Source organism: Nonlabens tegetincola (genome assembly GCF_002117085.1).
Lineage (GTDB): Bacteria > Bacteroidota > Bacteroidia > Flavobacteriales > Flavobacteriaceae > Nonlabens > Nonlabens tegetincola.
In genome coordinates this window covers 690,160-705,865 of sequence record NZ_CP019342.1, presented here as the reverse complement: position 1 = coordinate 705,865, position 15,706 = coordinate 690,160, and the positions used below count along the sequence as shown (strand labels likewise).

Genomic DNA, 15,706 nt, shown 5'->3' with positions numbered 1-15,706 from the left:
TACAACATTCCATTTTCAAAAGGAACAAATATTTACCTGTAGATGAATATAGATAAGAGAGTAGATTACTGACTTTGTTATATTTGAAAATAATAAAATGAAATTTAACCAACTCCAATACATAGTTCCCTTGCTAAGTTTTTTTGGTATAGTAGGAATTATAACATACAGCCATTACAATAATAAGCAACTACCCATTCCAGCGGTAGAGCGGGATTATCCTGTGGTGCTAGAATTATTTACCTCACAAGGATGTGCAGATTGTCCTAGTGCAGAGGCTACCATTAGCCAAATAAAACATTACCCTAATGTAGTAACACTGTGTTATCCGGTAACATACTGGAATAAACTAGGTTGGGTAGATCGTTTTTCAAGAAGAGACTTTGACGAATATCAAACCGCTTACAATTCAAAATTTGAACTCAATAACTACACACCACAAGTGGTAGTCAATGGAATGGAAGAGTTTTCTGGTAATGATATTAAAAAACTGAACACCTATCTTAATAATAGCCATCAGATAAAAAAAATAACCACTCCAATCGTAAAGCGTAAAAAAATCATTTAGATATAATCTATGATTTATCTAATGTGGAAGATTATGAAGATGCTCACCTAGCCTTATTATTAGAGGAACAAACCACTCTTATTGATTCAGGAGAAAATGAAGGTAATGAATTACATCAAACTCACATTGTTTTATACAAAGAACGCATAGGAACAATAGACAAAAAAGGGCAATCCAGTATAGACATCCCAAATCGCTTTCCCTTAACCAACAGCTATAAAATTGCTCTTATCGTAAAAAACACAAACAACGAAATTATAGCCGCAACTATATCTAATTCAATTTAGTAGCATTAAATATTGCTGCAGCGTAGACTCCAGCAGTCTCTGTACGCAGTCGAGTTGGTCCTAAAGACACTGGTTTAAAACCTGAAGATTTTGCGAGTTCTATTTCTTCATTTGAAAAATCGCCTTCTGGACCTATTAATAAACATGTGTGAGGTTGTAATTCATTGATAAGTTCACTTTTTTCTCCGTCCTCTTCACAATGCGCAATTAATCTACTTCCATGAGTTGATAAAAGAAATTCTCTAAAATCCGTGAGTTCATCAAGGACAGGTAAAAACAATCTGTTACTTTGCTTCATTGCACTTACCACAATTTTTTCAAAACGTTCAAGATTGATTTTTTTACGCTCACTATGGTCGCATAGTATAGGAGTTATCCTAGCTATTCCCATTTCTGTGGCCTTTTCTAAAAACCACTCCATACGGTCGTTCATTTTGGTAGGTGCAATGGCAATGTGTAAACTAGATGTTGGTTGTGATTCCGCTTTCGCGAAAGCGAGATTAACCACACATTTTGTACTAGTAATTGACATAATTGTCCCTAGAAACAGTCTACCATTACCGTCGGTAATATGAATTTGATTGCCTTGTTTCTTACGCAAAACTCGTGAAATGTGCCGTGTCTCATCTTTAGGTAATTCTATAGAAGATTGGTCTGGTTCTATTTTTCCGAAATAAAATAATTGCATTACATGGATAATCTAGGTGCGGCACTCACGTCCAAACCGCAGAATTCTTGATTCAAATATTTGAAATAGGCACTTATTCCTATCATGGCAGCGTTGTCTGTTGTGTATTCAAATGGAGGAATAAAGATGTCCCAACCTTGCTGCTGTTTTGCTTGTAAAGCAGTCCTTATTCCTGAATTTGCACTTACTCCACCGCCGATTGCCACTCTTTTAATCCCAGTTTCCTTGACAGCCTTTTCTAGCTTTTTAAATAGAATTTTAATGAGCGTGTGTTGAATACTAGCGCACAAATCGGCTAGATTTTCTTCTACAAAATTTGGGTTTTTACTTTTCTCCTTTTGTAAAAAGTACAATACCGCAGTTTTAAATCCACTGAAACTAAAGTTGAGCCCAGGAGCTTTGGGAATAGGGAATTCAAAGGCAGACGGATTACCTAATTGAGCTAGTTTGTCGATTTGAGGTCCAGCAGGATATCCTAGTCCCATCAACTTTCCAGACTTGTCAAAGGCCTCACCTATTGCATCATCTTGAGTGGTTCCTATAACCTCCATTTTGTGATAATCGGTCACCTTTACGATTTGTGTGTGTCCACCGCTTATAGTAACTCCTAAAAAAGGAAACTCAGGAACTCGTTGACCATGATCAATAAAATGAGCTAGTATATGAGCTTGCATATGGTGAACATCGATTAACGGAATATTGAGCGAAAGAGCAAGAGATTTTGCAAAACTTGTTCCTACTAACAAACTTCCCATAAGACCTGGACCTTTTGTAAAGGCTATAGCTGTAAGTTCGTTTTTATCAATACCGGCATTTTTGATAGCGACATCAACTGTGGGAACAATATTGGATTGATGAGCTCTTGAAGCTAATTCTGGCACTACTCCACCATATTGTTCATGAATAGCTTGTGCTGCAGTTACGTTGCTGAGCACCTGATTATTTTTTAAAATTGCGCAAGACGTATCGTCACAAGATGATTCTATGGCAAGTATGTAAGAATTTTGTAGTTTCATTATGTCTTTTAGGCACAAAATTTGGTCATCTTTGCAAAAATAACTGTTCTACCATAAAAAGACTCTTTAAAATACTAATACGCACGGTGCTTATTTTACTCCTACTATTTTTGGTAGTAGTTGTAGTATTTAGTATTCCTAGTGTTCAAACCTCAACCGCACAGTACTTAACTAACTCTTTAAATGAGGATTATGATATTAACCTAGATGTCAAAAGAGTTCAAATCACGTATGACGGCAATGTGGCTCTTAAAGAAGTTTTGAGTCTAGATCATCGTGGTGACACCTTATTTTTTATCAACAGGTTAGAGAGTTCTATTTTAAGTTTAGGGAATTTACTTGACGGGCAACCTAACCTAGGTTCAACCTCTTTAGATGGTGTGGTTTTCAATTTGAAAAGGTATAAAGGTGAAGAGGACGATAACCTGCAAATATTTATTGAAAAGCTTTCTGACAGTACATCTACATCAAGCAGTAAATTCGTACTAACTACAGGTGATCTTGAAATTACAAATTCAGATATTAAAATAATAGATGAAAATTTAAGGTATCCAGAATCATTTATAGCTACCAATTTTAATGCTACTGCTGCTTCTTTAACCATTGATGGATCCGACATTATTGTGCCTATTGAGTCGTCTAATTTTGACATGTACAATGGTGCAATGACAGAAATAAACGGTACAAAATATTTAAAAATAACTGATCTCGTTGCCGACTTAACGTATACTCCACAGAATATATCGGTCCCTAACCTTTCTATAAAAACTGAGAACTCTACTCTTAAGGGTGATCTACAACTTACCTATGACAGAAAAGACTTTGTTGATTTTGTCAATAAAGTAAATTGGGATTTTAAGATAAGTGAAGGTGATTTTGACACTAACGATTTAAGAAGGTTCTATAACGAGATAACACCAAATGAAAGGGTCACTATATCTGGTGATTTAACTGGTGTCTTAAATGATTTTAAAGTTGATAAATTAAAAGCACAATCCCTTGATGAAATAGTTATAGAAGGTGATATGCATTTTAAAAACCTCATTGAAAATGAGGAAAACTTTTTTATTGAAGGTGATTTTGAAAATCTGCAAGTTTCAAAAAGCAGCCTAGAGAAGTTTTTGCCTAATATTCTTAACGGAAAAATGCCTAAAGAGCTTAATAGTCTAGGCATCGTAAAGGCTAAAGGGTATGCTAGTGTAAATGCAAACACTGTTGTTTCTAACCTAACAGGAACTACTCGTAAAGGTAATTTTGATACTCAATTAACCTTGACTGAAATACAATCAGATCAAATAGGTTATAATGGTAATATAATTTTAAAATCTGTTAATCTAGGCGAATTATTAGGAGTAGCTTCCTTAGGTAAAACTACACTTAATCTCGATGTGAATGGGCGTGGTTTTAATCCTAATAATGCAAACAGTCAACTTAAAGGAAGTATTAGTAGGTTTGAATTCAATGGTTACACGTACCGAAATATTAGAGTTAACGGTAGCTTAAAGAAACCTTTGTTCAATGGTGAGCTCGTTGTCAACGATCCTAATTTGAAGCTTACATTTGATGGGCTAGCGGACTTTTCTGACGACATAAATACTTATGACTTCACTGCCAATATTGAAAAAGCAGATTTAAATGCCATTAATTTATTCACTCGTGATTCAATAGCCATCCTACAGGGAAATGTTGCTATGAAAATGAAGGGTACTAACCTTGATGACGCAGCGGGAACTATTGAGTTTAAAAATACTTCGTATACAAATCCTAATAAAAAATTCTTCTTTGAAGACTTTTTAATCACCTCTTATTTTAAAGAAGAAGAACGATTTATTACCATTAATAGTACAGATATTATTGAAGGTGAACTATCGGGTAAATTTATAATTGAGGAAATTCCTGAGTTATTTAAGAATAGTATAGGTAATGTATACACAAATTATAAATCAGAAAGTATAACTCAAGATCAATACTTGAAATATGAATTCAAAATATATGATAAAATCGTTGATCTTGTTTTTCCGTTTTTAGATTTTGGTGAAAACACAATTCTTAAGGGCGAGGTGGCTAGTAATGAAGCCGAGTTCCGAATGAACTTTAGAACTCCAGAAGTACAAGTTTATGACATGAAATTGGACGATGTGAACGTTCAAGTGAATAATCAAAACCCTCTTTTTAATACATATATTAAAGTTGAAAACTTTAAAAATGGTATTTATGATATAAACGATTTCCAGCTCATTAATGTTACTAGACAAGACACTTTGCTATTTAGAACAGAGTTTGTAGGGTCCGACGATAATAGTGAAAAATTCAACTTAAGTTTCTATCATACAGTTAACAGCGACAATAATTCGGTAATAGGAGTTCGTAAAAGCGACATCAATTTTAGAGGAAAGGAATGGTTGCTCAACAAAAAGCAGGAGAATGTTCAATTAGTTTTTGATCATGACTTTAAGGACTTCAAATTAGATACGATAGTAGCTCAACATAAAAAAGAGAAAGTTGTTGTTTCTGGAAACATGAATGGAACTAAAGATAAAGATCTCTTTTTAGATTTTGAAAACGTTAGGCTTTCTAGTTTACTTAAACCTATTGATAGCTTAAGTATGAAAGGTAAATTAGACGGCTATCTATCGGTTTCACAAAAAAATGGAAATTATGCACCAGTATCTGATTTTACGGTGACTGATTTAAACGTAAATGAAACACCATTAGGAGATTTTGCATTAGAAGTTAAAGGAAACGATGCCCTTACCGCCTATAACGTCAATGCTCAACTTAAAAATAAAAACGACAAATCTTTTCAGGCTAAAGGAACCATAGACACAAGTGGAAAATACAGTACCATAAATGTAGAAACTTATTTTAATGATTTCAACTTAATAGCGCTCAGTCCACTAGGTGGTATTGTATTAGATAACATGAGAGGTTTTGCAAGTGGCGAAGTTGCCATTACAGGTAGATTAGTCGAACCTGATCTTGACGGTGAATTATTATTAAAAAATGCAGGTTTAAGAGTTCCTTATTTAAATACAGACTTTGATTTTGGTGAAGAGGAAGAAATTACTATAACGACTGGCAGTTTTGATTTTAACACAGTAGAACTTACAGATACGAAATATGGAACAACAGGTGAGTTAACTGGCGAAATACGACATAAAAACTTTGGTTTCTGGGAATTGGATTTAGCTCTTGCTTCTGATAGGTTATTAGTTCTAAATACGGAACTCACACCTGACGCCCTGTATTACGGTACAGCATTTATCAATGGTGATGCAACCATTAAAGGTCCTGCAGAATCTCTAGTAATCGATGTTGTAGCTACTACTGGTGCTGGCACTGTATTTAAAATTCCTATAGATGATGGTGAATCTTTAGGAGATACAAGCGCGATTTATTTTTTAAGCCCAGAAGAAAAAGAAGCTAGACTTAATGGAGAAGATGTAGCTATAAACGATGTGGACGGTCTAGAACTCAATTTTGATTTAAACATTACTCCTGAAGCTGAGGTTGAAATTACCGTAGATCCTACTAACGGTAGTTACCTTAAAGGTAGCGGTGCAGGAAATTTATTATTAGAGATCAATACAAATGGTAAATTTATTATGAATGGTGACTTTATTGTTACCGATGGTATTTACAATTTCAAATATGCAGGTATCGTAAATAAGAACTTTATCATTCAACCTGGTGGTACAATCGACTGGAATGGTGATCCATTCAATGCAAATATTGATGTAAAAGCCACCTATTATACTAACGCAAACCCATCAATCCTTTTAGATAATCCTAACCTTAATGCACAAATCCCAGTAGAAGTTGTTACGGAATTACAAGGTGATTTAACTTACTTTGATCCAGAATTTGACATACAATTTCCTAGCGCCGGCAGTGTTGTAAGTTCCGAGCTTCAATACCGTTTACAAGATAAAGCACAACGTCAATTACAGGCACTATCCCTAGTTGCAACTGGTTCCTTTTACAATCCAAATAGCATTGGGCAAAATGCTGTAACAGGAAACGTAGTTGAAAGCGTTACGGGAATTGTAAATGATCTGGTGAATAGAGAAGACAGTAAGCTACAATTTGGTGTGAATTACGAGGCGTCAGAACGTAATCCAAATTCTGATTTACAAAGATCCGATCGATTCGGTATAACCTTGAGCACACAAATCAATGACCGTGTACTTATAAACGGGAAATTAGGGGTTCCAGTTGGTAACACATCATCTACAGAACGTACGGTGATAGGAAATGTACAAATTGAATTTTTGCTTAACGACGACGGCTCATTAAGATTAAAACTATTTAATCGAGAAAACACTTTACAGCAATTAGGTCAACAAGAGGACTTTACCCAAGGAATTGGATTACAATATTCGGTGGATTTTGATAGCTTAAAAGAACTCTATAATAAGATATTCAAAAAACAACTTGCACTAGAGAACAAAAAGAAAGCACGTCGCGAAGAAGAGGAAGAAACCGTAGTTAATTTTAAATAATTACCTCAATATAATTTTCTGGATGAGCTCCTTTCCTAAATGCTCATTTAGATTTTCTACAATTTTTGATCTTCCGTAAAGCAATTCCTGTCTAAGTACAGAAGAAGACAGAGAAACTAATAAAGTTCCGTTATCAAACTTTACATGAGTGGTATAGTTTGAAATTCCAGGACCCATTACTTGTTCCCAGGCTTTATTAACGTCAACTTTATCAAAACCTTTTTGTAGGTTATTTTCAGTCTTAAAATTTTTTAAGACCTCTTTCATATCTACAAAATCTTCTTTTTTATTATTCCTCATTAGACGTATATCGTTTGTATGAATAAATAGTACCGTTTTCGTGCTTCAGTTCTAGATCGGTAGTTGTTACTTCTTCAACACTTTGCTGGTAAGAATTATCTCCTTCCTTAAAAATAAGAATTAGTTCATCTTCGTTTTCTTGCCATTTAAAGTACACCGGACTGCCATAATTTACAAAACCACCATCGTAAGTAGGGCTCACTCTATGTTTTACACCGTTCAGTCCTTCTACTTCAAAATGATCCATATGGTTAGAAAAAGGGAATTCTTTCTCACTACCATCGGGCAAAGTAACAGTATCAATATTCCAATAACCATCCAGTAATTCAAGTTTTTTATCACTATCACTGCTACATGAAATAAATAATAAGCTAGCTATTAACAGTACTATTCTTAGTTTCATAATTCAAAGATCTTATAAGATTGATCAGTAGTTTTAATAACAGCTTCAGTCCTATATGTGTGCGTATCACTTATAAAAATTTGACCAAATCTATCGTCATTTACCATATTGATGAGCTGACTCACGCGGTTTTCATCTAATTTATCAAAAATATCATCCAATAACAAAATAGGAGTTACACCACTACGTTCTTTGATGAATTGAAATTGGGCCAACTTCAAAGCTGTCAAAAAGCTTTTTTGTTGTCCTTGACTACCGTACTTTTTAATTGGATGATCTTGCAAAGTAAAAATTAAATCATCCTTATGCACACCTACACTAGTGTATTGTAAATGCATGTCCTTTTGTTGCGCTTGTGTTAAGAGCTGTGCCGCATCAGTATTATGCAGGTCCGATTTATAATGAATCGTAACCTCTTCACTACTACTCGAAATTTGAGCATAAAAATCTTTAAATATTGGTAAGAACTGCTCTAAAAACTTAACCCTTGTAAGGTGAATTTCTTTGACTAAAGGAATCAACTGCTCGTCATAAACTTGTAAAGCTGTACTGTCAAATTTTCTATTGGCTGCAAAATACTTGAGCAACGCATTACGTTGTTGAATAAGCTTGTTGTACTTTATTAAATTATTGAAATAGACCGAGTTTTCTAGGGATATCACACTATCAAGAAATTTACGCCTAGTATCGCTGCCTTCGGTAATCAAATCCCTATCAGCAGGTGATATGATCACCACAGGGATTAAACCTATGTGCTCACTTAATTTGTCGTAAATCTTACCATTGCGTTTAACTACCTTTTTGTTTCCACGTTTGGCACTTACGGTAATTTTTTCTACTTGTTCATTTTTGAGAAATTCACCGCTTATAACAAAAAACTCTTCGCCATGCTTAATGTTTTGAACCGTTATTGGATTGAAATAACTTTTTGTAAGTGCTAGGTGATATATAGCATCGAGCACATTAGTCTTACCTATTCCATTATTACCAACAAAGCAATTGATGCGTTCATCCAGATCAAAATCTGCCGCTTCAAAACTTTTATAGTTTATAAGATGTAAGTTAGTTAAATGCATGATTTTTATACTCATAAGAGATAATAACACCTGTTATAAACAAGAATAACAATAACTTATTATTGACAATTCTTATTAGATTAAGTTCGCTTTCGCGAAAGCGAAAACACCACTAACAAAGCATTAATTATATCATAGATCTTAACAGAAATCTATTTCCTGCAAATGTAATTGATGCAGGTGTTAACAATAAAGCTTTCACACGTTTTTATAATTGCAGAATTGTTATATTTTTGCGCGTTTAACAATCAAATTATGGCAACGTATAATAAGCGCGGATATAAACCTAAAACGAAGAAAGAAAAGATTGATAATGAAGTAGAAGAAATCTTTGACGAGAGTGAATCTACTACTGCCGAAGTTTTTAGTACCCTAGATGAAGGTGCGAGTAAAACTGAAGAATGGGTAAGTAAAAATCAAAATATCATTTTTGCTATCGTTGGTGTAGCTGCTCTTGTAGCATTAGGATACTGGGCTTACAACAATTTTGTTATGGCGCCTAAAGCCGATGAAGCTATCGTTGAAAGTAAAGAGGCTGACAAGTACTTTGACCTAGCAATGAACTCAACTAGCACTCAAGAAAAAGACTCGCTATTCATGCTTTCTATAGAAGGTGTAAATGGTAAATACGGATATGCCAAAATAGCTGAGGAATACGCTGGTACTGATGCTGCAAACATAGCTAACTATAAAGCGGGAATGGCTTACCTGAACATAGGTGGCGACAAATATCAAAAAGCTATCGATTATTTATCTGAATACGATGGTAACGGTTCTGTACTTGCATCTCTGGCTAAGGCTGGTATCGCAGATGCTCTAGTACAAGCTAATCAAGCAGAACAAGCTATTCCTTACTACCTAGAGGCTGCAGAAATAGAATCAAATGAATTCACATCACCAAAGTACTTATTAAAAGCTGCACAGGCTGCTCTACAAGCAGGAGATAATAGTACAGCAGTTGATGCATTAGAAAAAATTGAATCAGAATTCCCAGAGTCTGATGAAAAAACTACAGCACAAGTTTTATTAGCTCAAGCTAGAGCTTCAAAAAACTAGTGTATATTAAACTACCTAAAGGCCGTCGCAGAACTCTTTTCTACGACGGCTTTTTTAGTTAATTTAACTAAGTAACTATCAAACCGACTGTATTTTTACCGTCACAAAATTGTAACCATGGCAACAGCAGGAAAAAATCTTTCAGAATACGATAAAAATGAACTACCAGACTCTAGTGAACTGCGAGTAGGGATTGTAGTAAGTGAATGGAACGATGATATTACCGAAAACCTATTTAAAGGTGCGTATGAAACACTCCTAGATTGCGGCGTGGATGAAGAGCGTATTTTCAGAATGAATGTCCCTGGTTCATTTGAACTTATTTACGGTTGTTCTCAAATGCAAAAGAGCACCTATCCTATGAAAGAGCGCAATCTTAAAAAGCAATTGGATGTTATTATTGCTATAGGTAGTGTGATTCGTGGTGAAACAGCTCATTTTGATTTTGTATGTCAAGGAGTTACGCAAGGAATAAAAGATTTAAATTTAAATAGCACTAATATCCCTGTAGTTTTTTGTGTGCTTACAGATGATACTCACGAGCAATCTGTTGCTCGCAGCGGTGGCGTTCACGGCAATAAAGGGTCTGAAGCGGCAGTGGTAGCGATTAAAATGGGTAACCTGAAAATGAGTATATAACCTCATATGTCGATTAAGGAGATAGGTATAAAATACAAAGCAAACTGGAAAGTTAGATTAGTTATCTTTTTATTTACCTCGATTACTTACGGTGGTATTATGGCGCTCATGACATATTACATGGATAAAGAATTATTCACGTGGCAATACATTTTATTTAACGCCTTCTTTTTTGCTCTGTTCTTCACTTTTGTATTTCCTACAATCATGATAAAAATGGGAAAAGGCTGGAACAAAAAGTCTCAACCTACTCTTGAACATGAAGAAGAAATTATAGCCCAAGGTCCAGCAAACTTTAAGAAAAAATATGAGATGGTTGGTGGAAAGCTTTTGATAACCAACCTAGGTTTGATTTTTAAAAGTCATAAAGTAAATTTTCAAGCTGGTCAACATAATATTCGGTTTTCTGACATTCTTAATATAGAACCAACTCACAAGTTTAGATGGATTAAAAATCAATTTATGGTTCATACCCAGGATAAACAACATCTATTTACTGTAAATGATCGCGAGGAATGGATAAAAGAAATTGAATATCACTTACGCAAATCTAAATAACCTGAATAAGTACCATTAATTATTCTGGTTTTTTAAAATTTCTATTGAGCATTATTAATTGGTAAACACCCATAAGAACTAGAAATCCGGCTAGCACTATTTGATAAGTAGGTAGTTCAATGCCGTCAATAAAATGCTGGTATAGCTTATAACCACCTATACCAATGAAGGCTAGGTTAAGAAACAAGGTGTAGTTCTTTTTATTCATTTTTTGTAAAAGCTGAATAGGCCAAGAATAGACCGTAGATGATGAAAATAGCAGAAAATGCTAAACGCCATGTTGGAATATTTTGATCATAGAAAAAGTAATCTACCAAGCGCCATGAACCAAATCCCACAAATAGTATCGCTAATAATATTCCAATTTTGGGATTTCTTTTACGTTGTGTCATAACTTGAATTTAATGCTAAAATAAACAATTAAAAGCCAGCTTACCTAGGAATAGTTTACTTTAGTACCAGATGAAAGTCAAAGCAAAAATTCTAGTATATAGCGTCATACTCGTCGGCCAGTTTATGGTATTTTTCGGGTTAAAATATGCAAATAATTTTATCGAGGTTTACTACAGCAACGGTATCTATCCCTTTATAGCAGATGCTATGCGAGTAGGACTAGGCTGGATTCCCTTTTCCTTTGGTGATTTTATTTATTTATTACTTATCCTTTTGCTTATAAAATGGATCATTAAGTTGATAGCCAAAATTCTATATTTCATTAAGAATAAGAATTCAGTAAACAATTCAATTCTTAAAGGAACAATAGGTAATCAAGTTGCAAAGATCTTAATAACGCTTAATGTTATTATTTTTTATTTTCATATGGCTTGGGGTTTTAATTACTATCGATTACCCATGCACGAAATACTGGAAATTGAAGAAGATTATTCTACAGAGCAGTTACTCGAGGTGACTAAAGATTTCATTGAGCTTAGCAATAATTTACATGAATCAATCCAAGACAACGATTCTCTAAAAGTAGATTTTGGAAACGACCAAATGGTATGGATGAATATGGCTCCTATGGCTTTTGAGAATTATCACCTCAATAAAGCTAGGATAAAGTATTCAATCGTAAGTTTGAAAAAATCCTTGCTCACAGTACCACTTACTTATATGGGTTACAGTGGTTATTTAAATCCATTGACAGGAGAAGCTCAAATTAATGGCTGGATAAACGCATACAAGACTCCAGTACTATGCTTGCATGAAATGGCTCATCAACTAGGGTTTGCCAAAGAAAACGAAGCAAATTTTATAGCTATTGATGCTGGATTAAAACATCCTGATCGTCATTTTCAATACAGTGCTAGTTTATACGCCCTTAAATTTTGTTTGAATGATTTGTATTTGAGAGATCCTGAAAAGTATGCGATGGTAGCTAAAGAAATTAAACCAGGTATTTTCAAAAACTATCAAGAACTAAGAGATTTTTGGAAACCATATCAAGATGGATTGGTGGAAAAGGTTTCACATTCTGTTTACGATTCCTATTTAAAAGTTAATAATCAACCTAAAGGAATTGACACCTACAATTATGTAGTTGCATTACTAGTGAATTACTACTAATAGTTTTAACTTTTATTTAGCAACGGCTCAACTATCTTTAAGCCTTAACAAAAATTTATATCATAATAATCAGTCTTAAAAGATGAAAAAAATTCTTTTCCTTTTCTTCTTGTGGTGTTTTATTGGGCATTCACAAGAATATTTCCCTAACAACGATGATATAAGCGCTGTAAATAATGTTTCAAGAGCAATTACAAACGCTACTGTTCACACAGGAACAGGTGATGTCATCAAAAATGCAACTATTCTTATAAAGGATGGTAAAATTCAAAGCATAGGTAAAAATGTATCCATACCTAAGGATGCCGTTATAGAAGATGCAAATGGGAATCATATTTATCCTTCATTTGTCGAAGCTTATGGTGATTTTTCAATGAAAAAACCAAGCCGAGCAGAACGCGGTCGCTCACAACAATATGATGAAGGTCGTAAAGGGTACTATTGGAATGATCACATAAGAGCAGAACAAAATGCTATTGATTATTTCAAGTACGATGAAAAGGCTGCCAAAAAGCTTTTAGAAGCTGGTTATGGAACAGTACAAACTCACTTACATGATGGTATTGCTCGTGGTACTGGAATGTTAGTTGCCTTAAATAATAATGGTGATGATGGTAATCGAATTTTGCGTGGAGAAAATGCAGAGCATTTTTCTCTAGATCGCAGTGTTCAAACTAATCAAGCCTACCCTACTTCACTTATGGGAACCCTTGCCTTACTTAGACAAGCTCATTTTGATGCAAATTGGTATGAAAAAGGAAACTCAAACACTAGAGATCTCTCTTTAGAGGCTCTCATAAAAAACAAGAACCTTACTCAAATAATTGAAGCTGGTGATAAAAAAAATATTTTAAGAGTTGATAAAGTAGGTGATTTAGTTGGAAAACAATTTGTAATTGTAGGTGGTGAAGATGCTTATGAAATGATAGGTGAGATTAAAAACACAAACGCATCTCTTATCGTTCCTATAAATTTTCCTGACGCTTATGACGTTTCAAATCCTTATCAAGAATGGTACGTAAGTCTGGGAGATATGAGAGAATGGAAACAGTCACCTGCAAATCTTAAAGTGCTTAAAGAAAATAACATTACGTTCTCAATAACAGCACATGGCCTTAAAGATGTTAAAAAACTTCATGAGAATATACGTCAAGCAATGGAGTATGGTTTAAGTGAAGAAGATATCCTAGAAGCCCTTACTTTAACACCAGCACGTATACTAAAAGCTGATGATCTTGTAGGTTCCCTTGAAAAAGGAAAACTTGCAAATTTCATCATGACCTCTGGTCCCTTGTTTGATAAGGAAACTAAAATATTTGAAAATTGGGTGCAAGGATCAAAACACATCATTAAAAATCGTCATACGCCAAACGTAGATGGAACCTACACGACCACCTTGAATGGTGATGAATACAAGTTTGTTGTTTCTGGAGATGGTAAAAAAGCCACTATTAAAATCGATACCTTAAAGTTAGGTAGTAAATCAAGTTTTGATGGACAATGGCTTAATTTAATGATGACTCAAAAAGACAGTGATGATAAAAGCTATTCACGTATAGTGGTACAACCCGATGGTAAAGATCTCACGGGAACTGTACATTTACCTAGTGGTGATACTTTGCCAGTTACTCTTGTAGCATCTTCTACTGAAGAAAATGAAGAAGACCAAGAAAAAGAAGAAGACAATAAGGATAAGGAAGTTAAAAATTTAGGTGCACTCACCTACCCTAACTTAGCATATGGTGCTTCACAAAGACCACAGCAAGAAACAATTCTATATCGTAATGCTACAGTTTGGACAAACGAGGATGATGGTATATTAAAAAATACTGATGTACTTGTAAAGGATGGTAAAATTGCAAAAATTGGAACAAATTTAAATGCAGGAAGAGCACGTGTAATTGATGCAACAGGTAAACACCTTACTAGTGGTATTATTGATGAACACAGTCATATTGCTATAGACAATGGAGTTAATGAAGCTGGTCACAATAGCACTGCCGAGGTTACTATTGAGGATGTAGTAGATCATGAAGATATAAATCTATATAGAGACCTAGCTGGTGGAGTTACCACCATGCAACTATTACATGGTAGTGCAAATCCTATAGGTGGTCGTAGCGCTATAATTAAACCTAAATGGGGTTATCCTGCCGATGAAATGATCTTAGAAAACTCACCTAAGTTCATCAAATTTGCATTAGGTGAAAACGTCAAACAATCTCGTTATCAAAACGGTACAAGATTTCCACAAAGTCGTATGGGTGTTGAACAAGTCTTTGAAGATTACTTCACAAGAGCAAGAGAATACGAAAAAACTAAAGGAACAGATTCATTTAGATACGACGAGGAAATGGAAGTAATGCTAGAAATCTTGAATAAAGAGCGATTTATTTCATGTCATTCTTACGTACAAAGCGAGATTAATATGCTTATGAAATTAGCCGAGCGTCACGGATTTAGAGTAAATACTTTTACCCATATTCTAGAAGGTTATAAAGTAGCCGATAAAATGGCCGAGCACGGTGTAGGTGGTTCAACCTTTAGTGACTGGTGGGCTTACAAATATGAAGTAAACGACGCCATACCTTACAACGGTGCGATCATGCATTCTCAAGGAGTTGTTACAGCTTTTAATTCAGACGATGCAGAAATGTCACGTAGATTAAATCAAGAAGCGGCCAAAGCCGTTAAATATGGGAATGTAAGTGAGGAAGATGCTTGGAAGTTTGTTACCCTAAATCCTGCAAAACTTTTACATATTGACGACCGTACAGGAAGTATCAAAGTAGGTAAAGATGCCGACTTGGTACTTTGGAACGATCATCCTATGAGTGTAACAGCAAGTGCAGATTATACTATGATTGATGGTATTATTTTCTTTAGCAAGGAAAATGATTTACGCTTTCGCGAAAGCATAAAAAAAGAAAGACAACAACTCGTAAACGAGATGATAGAAGCAAAAAATAAGGGAATGAAAACGCAAACCCCTAAAAAGCGAGAAAAAGAATTGTATGAATGTGAAACCATTAACTGGTAAATTGAAA

15 protein-coding genes are annotated in these 15,706 nt (G+C 34.6%); 8 read left to right on the top strand and 7 right to left on the bottom strand.

The window, feature by feature from the left end:
* Positions 1-97: 97 nt before the first annotated feature.
* Together BST91_RS03495 and BST91_RS03490 are read left to right on the top strand one after the other, a co-directional pair.
* Positions 98-568, top strand: a complete 471-nt coding sequence (locus BST91_RS03495; RefSeq protein WP_085774466.1) for a DUF1223 domain-containing protein — start codon at positions 98-100, stop codon at positions 566-568.
* 23 nt (positions 569-591) lie between these two features.
* On the top strand, positions 592-855 hold the full coding sequence (locus BST91_RS03490; RefSeq protein ID WP_085774465.1) for a hypothetical protein: 264 nt from the start codon (positions 592-594) through the stop codon (positions 853-855).
* Here the strand turns inward: BST91_RS03490 and BST91_RS03485 are convergent.
* Together BST91_RS03485 and tsaD are read right to left on the bottom strand one after the other, a co-directional pair.
* On the bottom strand, positions 842-1,543 hold the full coding sequence (locus tag BST91_RS03485) for a 16S rRNA (uracil(1498)-N(3))-methyltransferase (protein ID WP_085774464.1): 702 nt from the start codon (positions 1,541-1,543) through the stop codon (positions 842-844). The genes BST91_RS03490 and BST91_RS03485 overlap by 14 nt on opposite strands.
* Positions 1,543-2,559, bottom strand: a complete 1,017-nt coding sequence (gene tsaD, locus BST91_RS03480; protein ID WP_060522804.1) for a tRNA (adenosine(37)-N6)-threonylcarbamoyltransferase complex transferase subunit TsaD — start codon at positions 2,557-2,559, stop codon at positions 1,543-1,545. Before tsaD ends, BST91_RS03485 begins: the two co-directional genes overlap by 1 nt.
* 110 nt (positions 2,560-2,669) lie before the next feature.
* Between tsaD and BST91_RS03475 the strand changes: the two genes are divergently transcribed.
* Positions 2,670-7,061, top strand: coding sequence for a translocation/assembly module TamB domain-containing protein (locus BST91_RS03475; RefSeq protein WP_244895686.1), 4,392 nt, complete (start codon positions 2,670-2,672; stop codon positions 7,059-7,061).
* Here the strand turns inward: BST91_RS03475 and BST91_RS03470 are convergent, their stop codons facing one another.
* Genes BST91_RS03470 through recF form a run of 3 tightly spaced genes read right to left on the bottom strand, consistent with a single transcriptional unit; the run spans position 7,062 to position 8,840 of the window.
* On the bottom strand, positions 7,062-7,361 hold the full coding sequence (locus tag BST91_RS03470) for a DUF721 domain-containing protein (RefSeq protein ID WP_042278422.1): 300 nt from the start codon (positions 7,359-7,361) through the stop codon (positions 7,062-7,064). It lies immediately after the preceding gene.
* Positions 7,351-7,764, bottom strand: a complete 414-nt coding sequence (locus tag BST91_RS03465) for a lipocalin-like domain-containing protein (RefSeq protein WP_085774462.1) — start codon at positions 7,762-7,764, stop codon at positions 7,351-7,353. Before BST91_RS03465 ends, BST91_RS03470 begins: the two co-directional genes overlap by 11 nt.
* On the bottom strand, positions 7,761-8,840 hold the full coding sequence (recF, locus tag BST91_RS03460) for a DNA replication/repair protein RecF (RefSeq protein WP_085775669.1): 1,080 nt from the start codon (positions 8,838-8,840) through the stop codon (positions 7,761-7,763). Before recF ends, BST91_RS03465 begins: the two co-directional genes overlap by 4 nt.
* Positions 8,841-9,095: 255 nt before the next feature.
* Between recF and BST91_RS03455 the strand changes: the two genes are divergently transcribed.
* From BST91_RS03455 to BST91_RS03445, 3 genes are all read left to right on the top strand, one after another.
* Positions 9,096-9,896 (top strand): tetratricopeptide repeat protein, encoded by an 801-nt coding sequence (locus BST91_RS03455; protein WP_042278420.1) that lies wholly within the window; start codon positions 9,096-9,098, stop codon positions 9,894-9,896.
* A gap of 117 nt (positions 9,897-10,013) precedes the next feature.
* The gene (gene ribH / locus BST91_RS03450) at positions 10,014-10,535 is read left to right on the top strand and encodes a 6,7-dimethyl-8-ribityllumazine synthase (protein ID WP_042278418.1); all 522 of its coding nucleotides are present in this window, start codon (positions 10,014-10,016) and stop codon (positions 10,533-10,535) included.
* Positions 10,536-10,541: 6 nt separating this feature from the next.
* Complete coding sequence (locus BST91_RS03445; protein ID WP_085774461.1) at positions 10,542-11,093, top strand: GRAM domain-containing protein; 552 nt, start codon at positions 10,542-10,544, stop codon at positions 11,091-11,093.
* Positions 11,094-11,112: 19 nt separating this feature from the next.
* Here the strand turns inward: BST91_RS03445 and BST91_RS03440 are convergent, their stop codons facing one another.
* Both BST91_RS03440 and BST91_RS03435 read right to left on the bottom strand, forming a co-directional pair.
* Positions 11,113-11,301 carry a hypothetical protein gene (locus BST91_RS03440; protein ID WP_085774460.1) on the bottom strand — a complete coding sequence of 63 codons (189 nt, stop codon included), beginning with the start codon at positions 11,299-11,301 and terminating at the stop codon, positions 11,113-11,115.
* Positions 11,294-11,485 (bottom strand): hypothetical protein, encoded by a 192-nt coding sequence (locus BST91_RS03435; RefSeq protein ID WP_042278414.1) that lies wholly within the window; start codon positions 11,483-11,485, stop codon positions 11,294-11,296. Before BST91_RS03435 ends, BST91_RS03440 begins: the two co-directional genes overlap by 8 nt.
* 70 nt (positions 11,486-11,555) lie before the next feature.
* Between BST91_RS03435 and BST91_RS03430 the strand changes: the two genes are divergently transcribed.
* Both BST91_RS03430 and BST91_RS03425 read left to right on the top strand, forming a co-directional pair.
* Positions 11,556-12,659: a DUF3810 domain-containing protein gene (locus BST91_RS03430; RefSeq protein WP_211280403.1), complete on the top strand. Its 1,104-nt coding sequence runs from the start codon at positions 11,556-11,558 to the stop codon at positions 12,657-12,659.
* 82 nt (positions 12,660-12,741) lie between these two features.
* Entirely contained in the window at positions 12,742-15,699 is a 2,958-nt protein-coding gene (locus tag BST91_RS03425) for an amidohydrolase family protein (protein ID WP_085774459.1), read from the top strand.
* The last annotated feature ends 7 nt before the right edge of the window (positions 15,700-15,706 follow it).

Coding starts and splice junctions, on each gene's coding strand:
- ribH (WP_042278418.1), top strand. CDS start 10,014: ATGGCAACAGCAGGAAAAAATCTTTCAGAATACGATAAAAATGAACTA.
- BST91_RS03455 (WP_042278420.1), top strand. CDS start 9,096: ATGGCAACGTATAATAAGCGCGGATATAAACCTAAAACGAAGAAAGAA.
- BST91_RS03495 (WP_085774466.1), top strand. CDS start 98: ATGAAATTTAACCAACTCCAATACATAGTTCCCTTGCTAAGTTTTTTT.
- BST91_RS03470 (WP_042278422.1), bottom strand. CDS start 7,361: ATGAGGAATAATAAAAAAGAAGATTTTGTAGATATGAAAGAGGTCTTA.
- BST91_RS03465 (WP_085774462.1), bottom strand. CDS start 7,764: ATGAAACTAAGAATAGTACTGTTAATAGCTAGCTTATTATTTATTTCA.
- BST91_RS03445 (WP_085774461.1), top strand. CDS start 10,542: ATGTCGATTAAGGAGATAGGTATAAAATACAAAGCAAACTGGAAAGTT.
- BST91_RS03425 (WP_085774459.1), top strand. CDS start 12,742: ATGAAAAAAATTCTTTTCCTTTTCTTCTTGTGGTGTTTTATTGGGCAT.
- BST91_RS03430 (WP_211280403.1), top strand. CDS start 11,556: ATGAAAGTCAAAGCAAAAATTCTAGTATATAGCGTCATACTCGTCGGC.
- tsaD (WP_060522804.1), bottom strand. CDS start 2,559: ATGAAACTACAAAATTCTTACATACTTGCCATAGAATCATCTTGTGAC.
- BST91_RS03440 (WP_085774460.1), bottom strand. CDS start 11,301: ATGAATAAAAAGAACTACACCTTGTTTCTTAACCTAGCCTTCATTGGT.
- recF (WP_085775669.1), bottom strand. CDS start 8,840: ATGCATTTAACTAACTTACATCTTATAAACTATAAAAGTTTTGAAGCG.
- BST91_RS03435 (WP_042278414.1), bottom strand. CDS start 11,485: ATGACACAACGTAAAAGAAATCCCAAAATTGGAATATTATTAGCGATA.
- BST91_RS03485 (WP_085774464.1), bottom strand. CDS start 1,543: ATGCAATTATTTTATTTCGGAAAAATAGAACCAGACCAATCTTCTATA.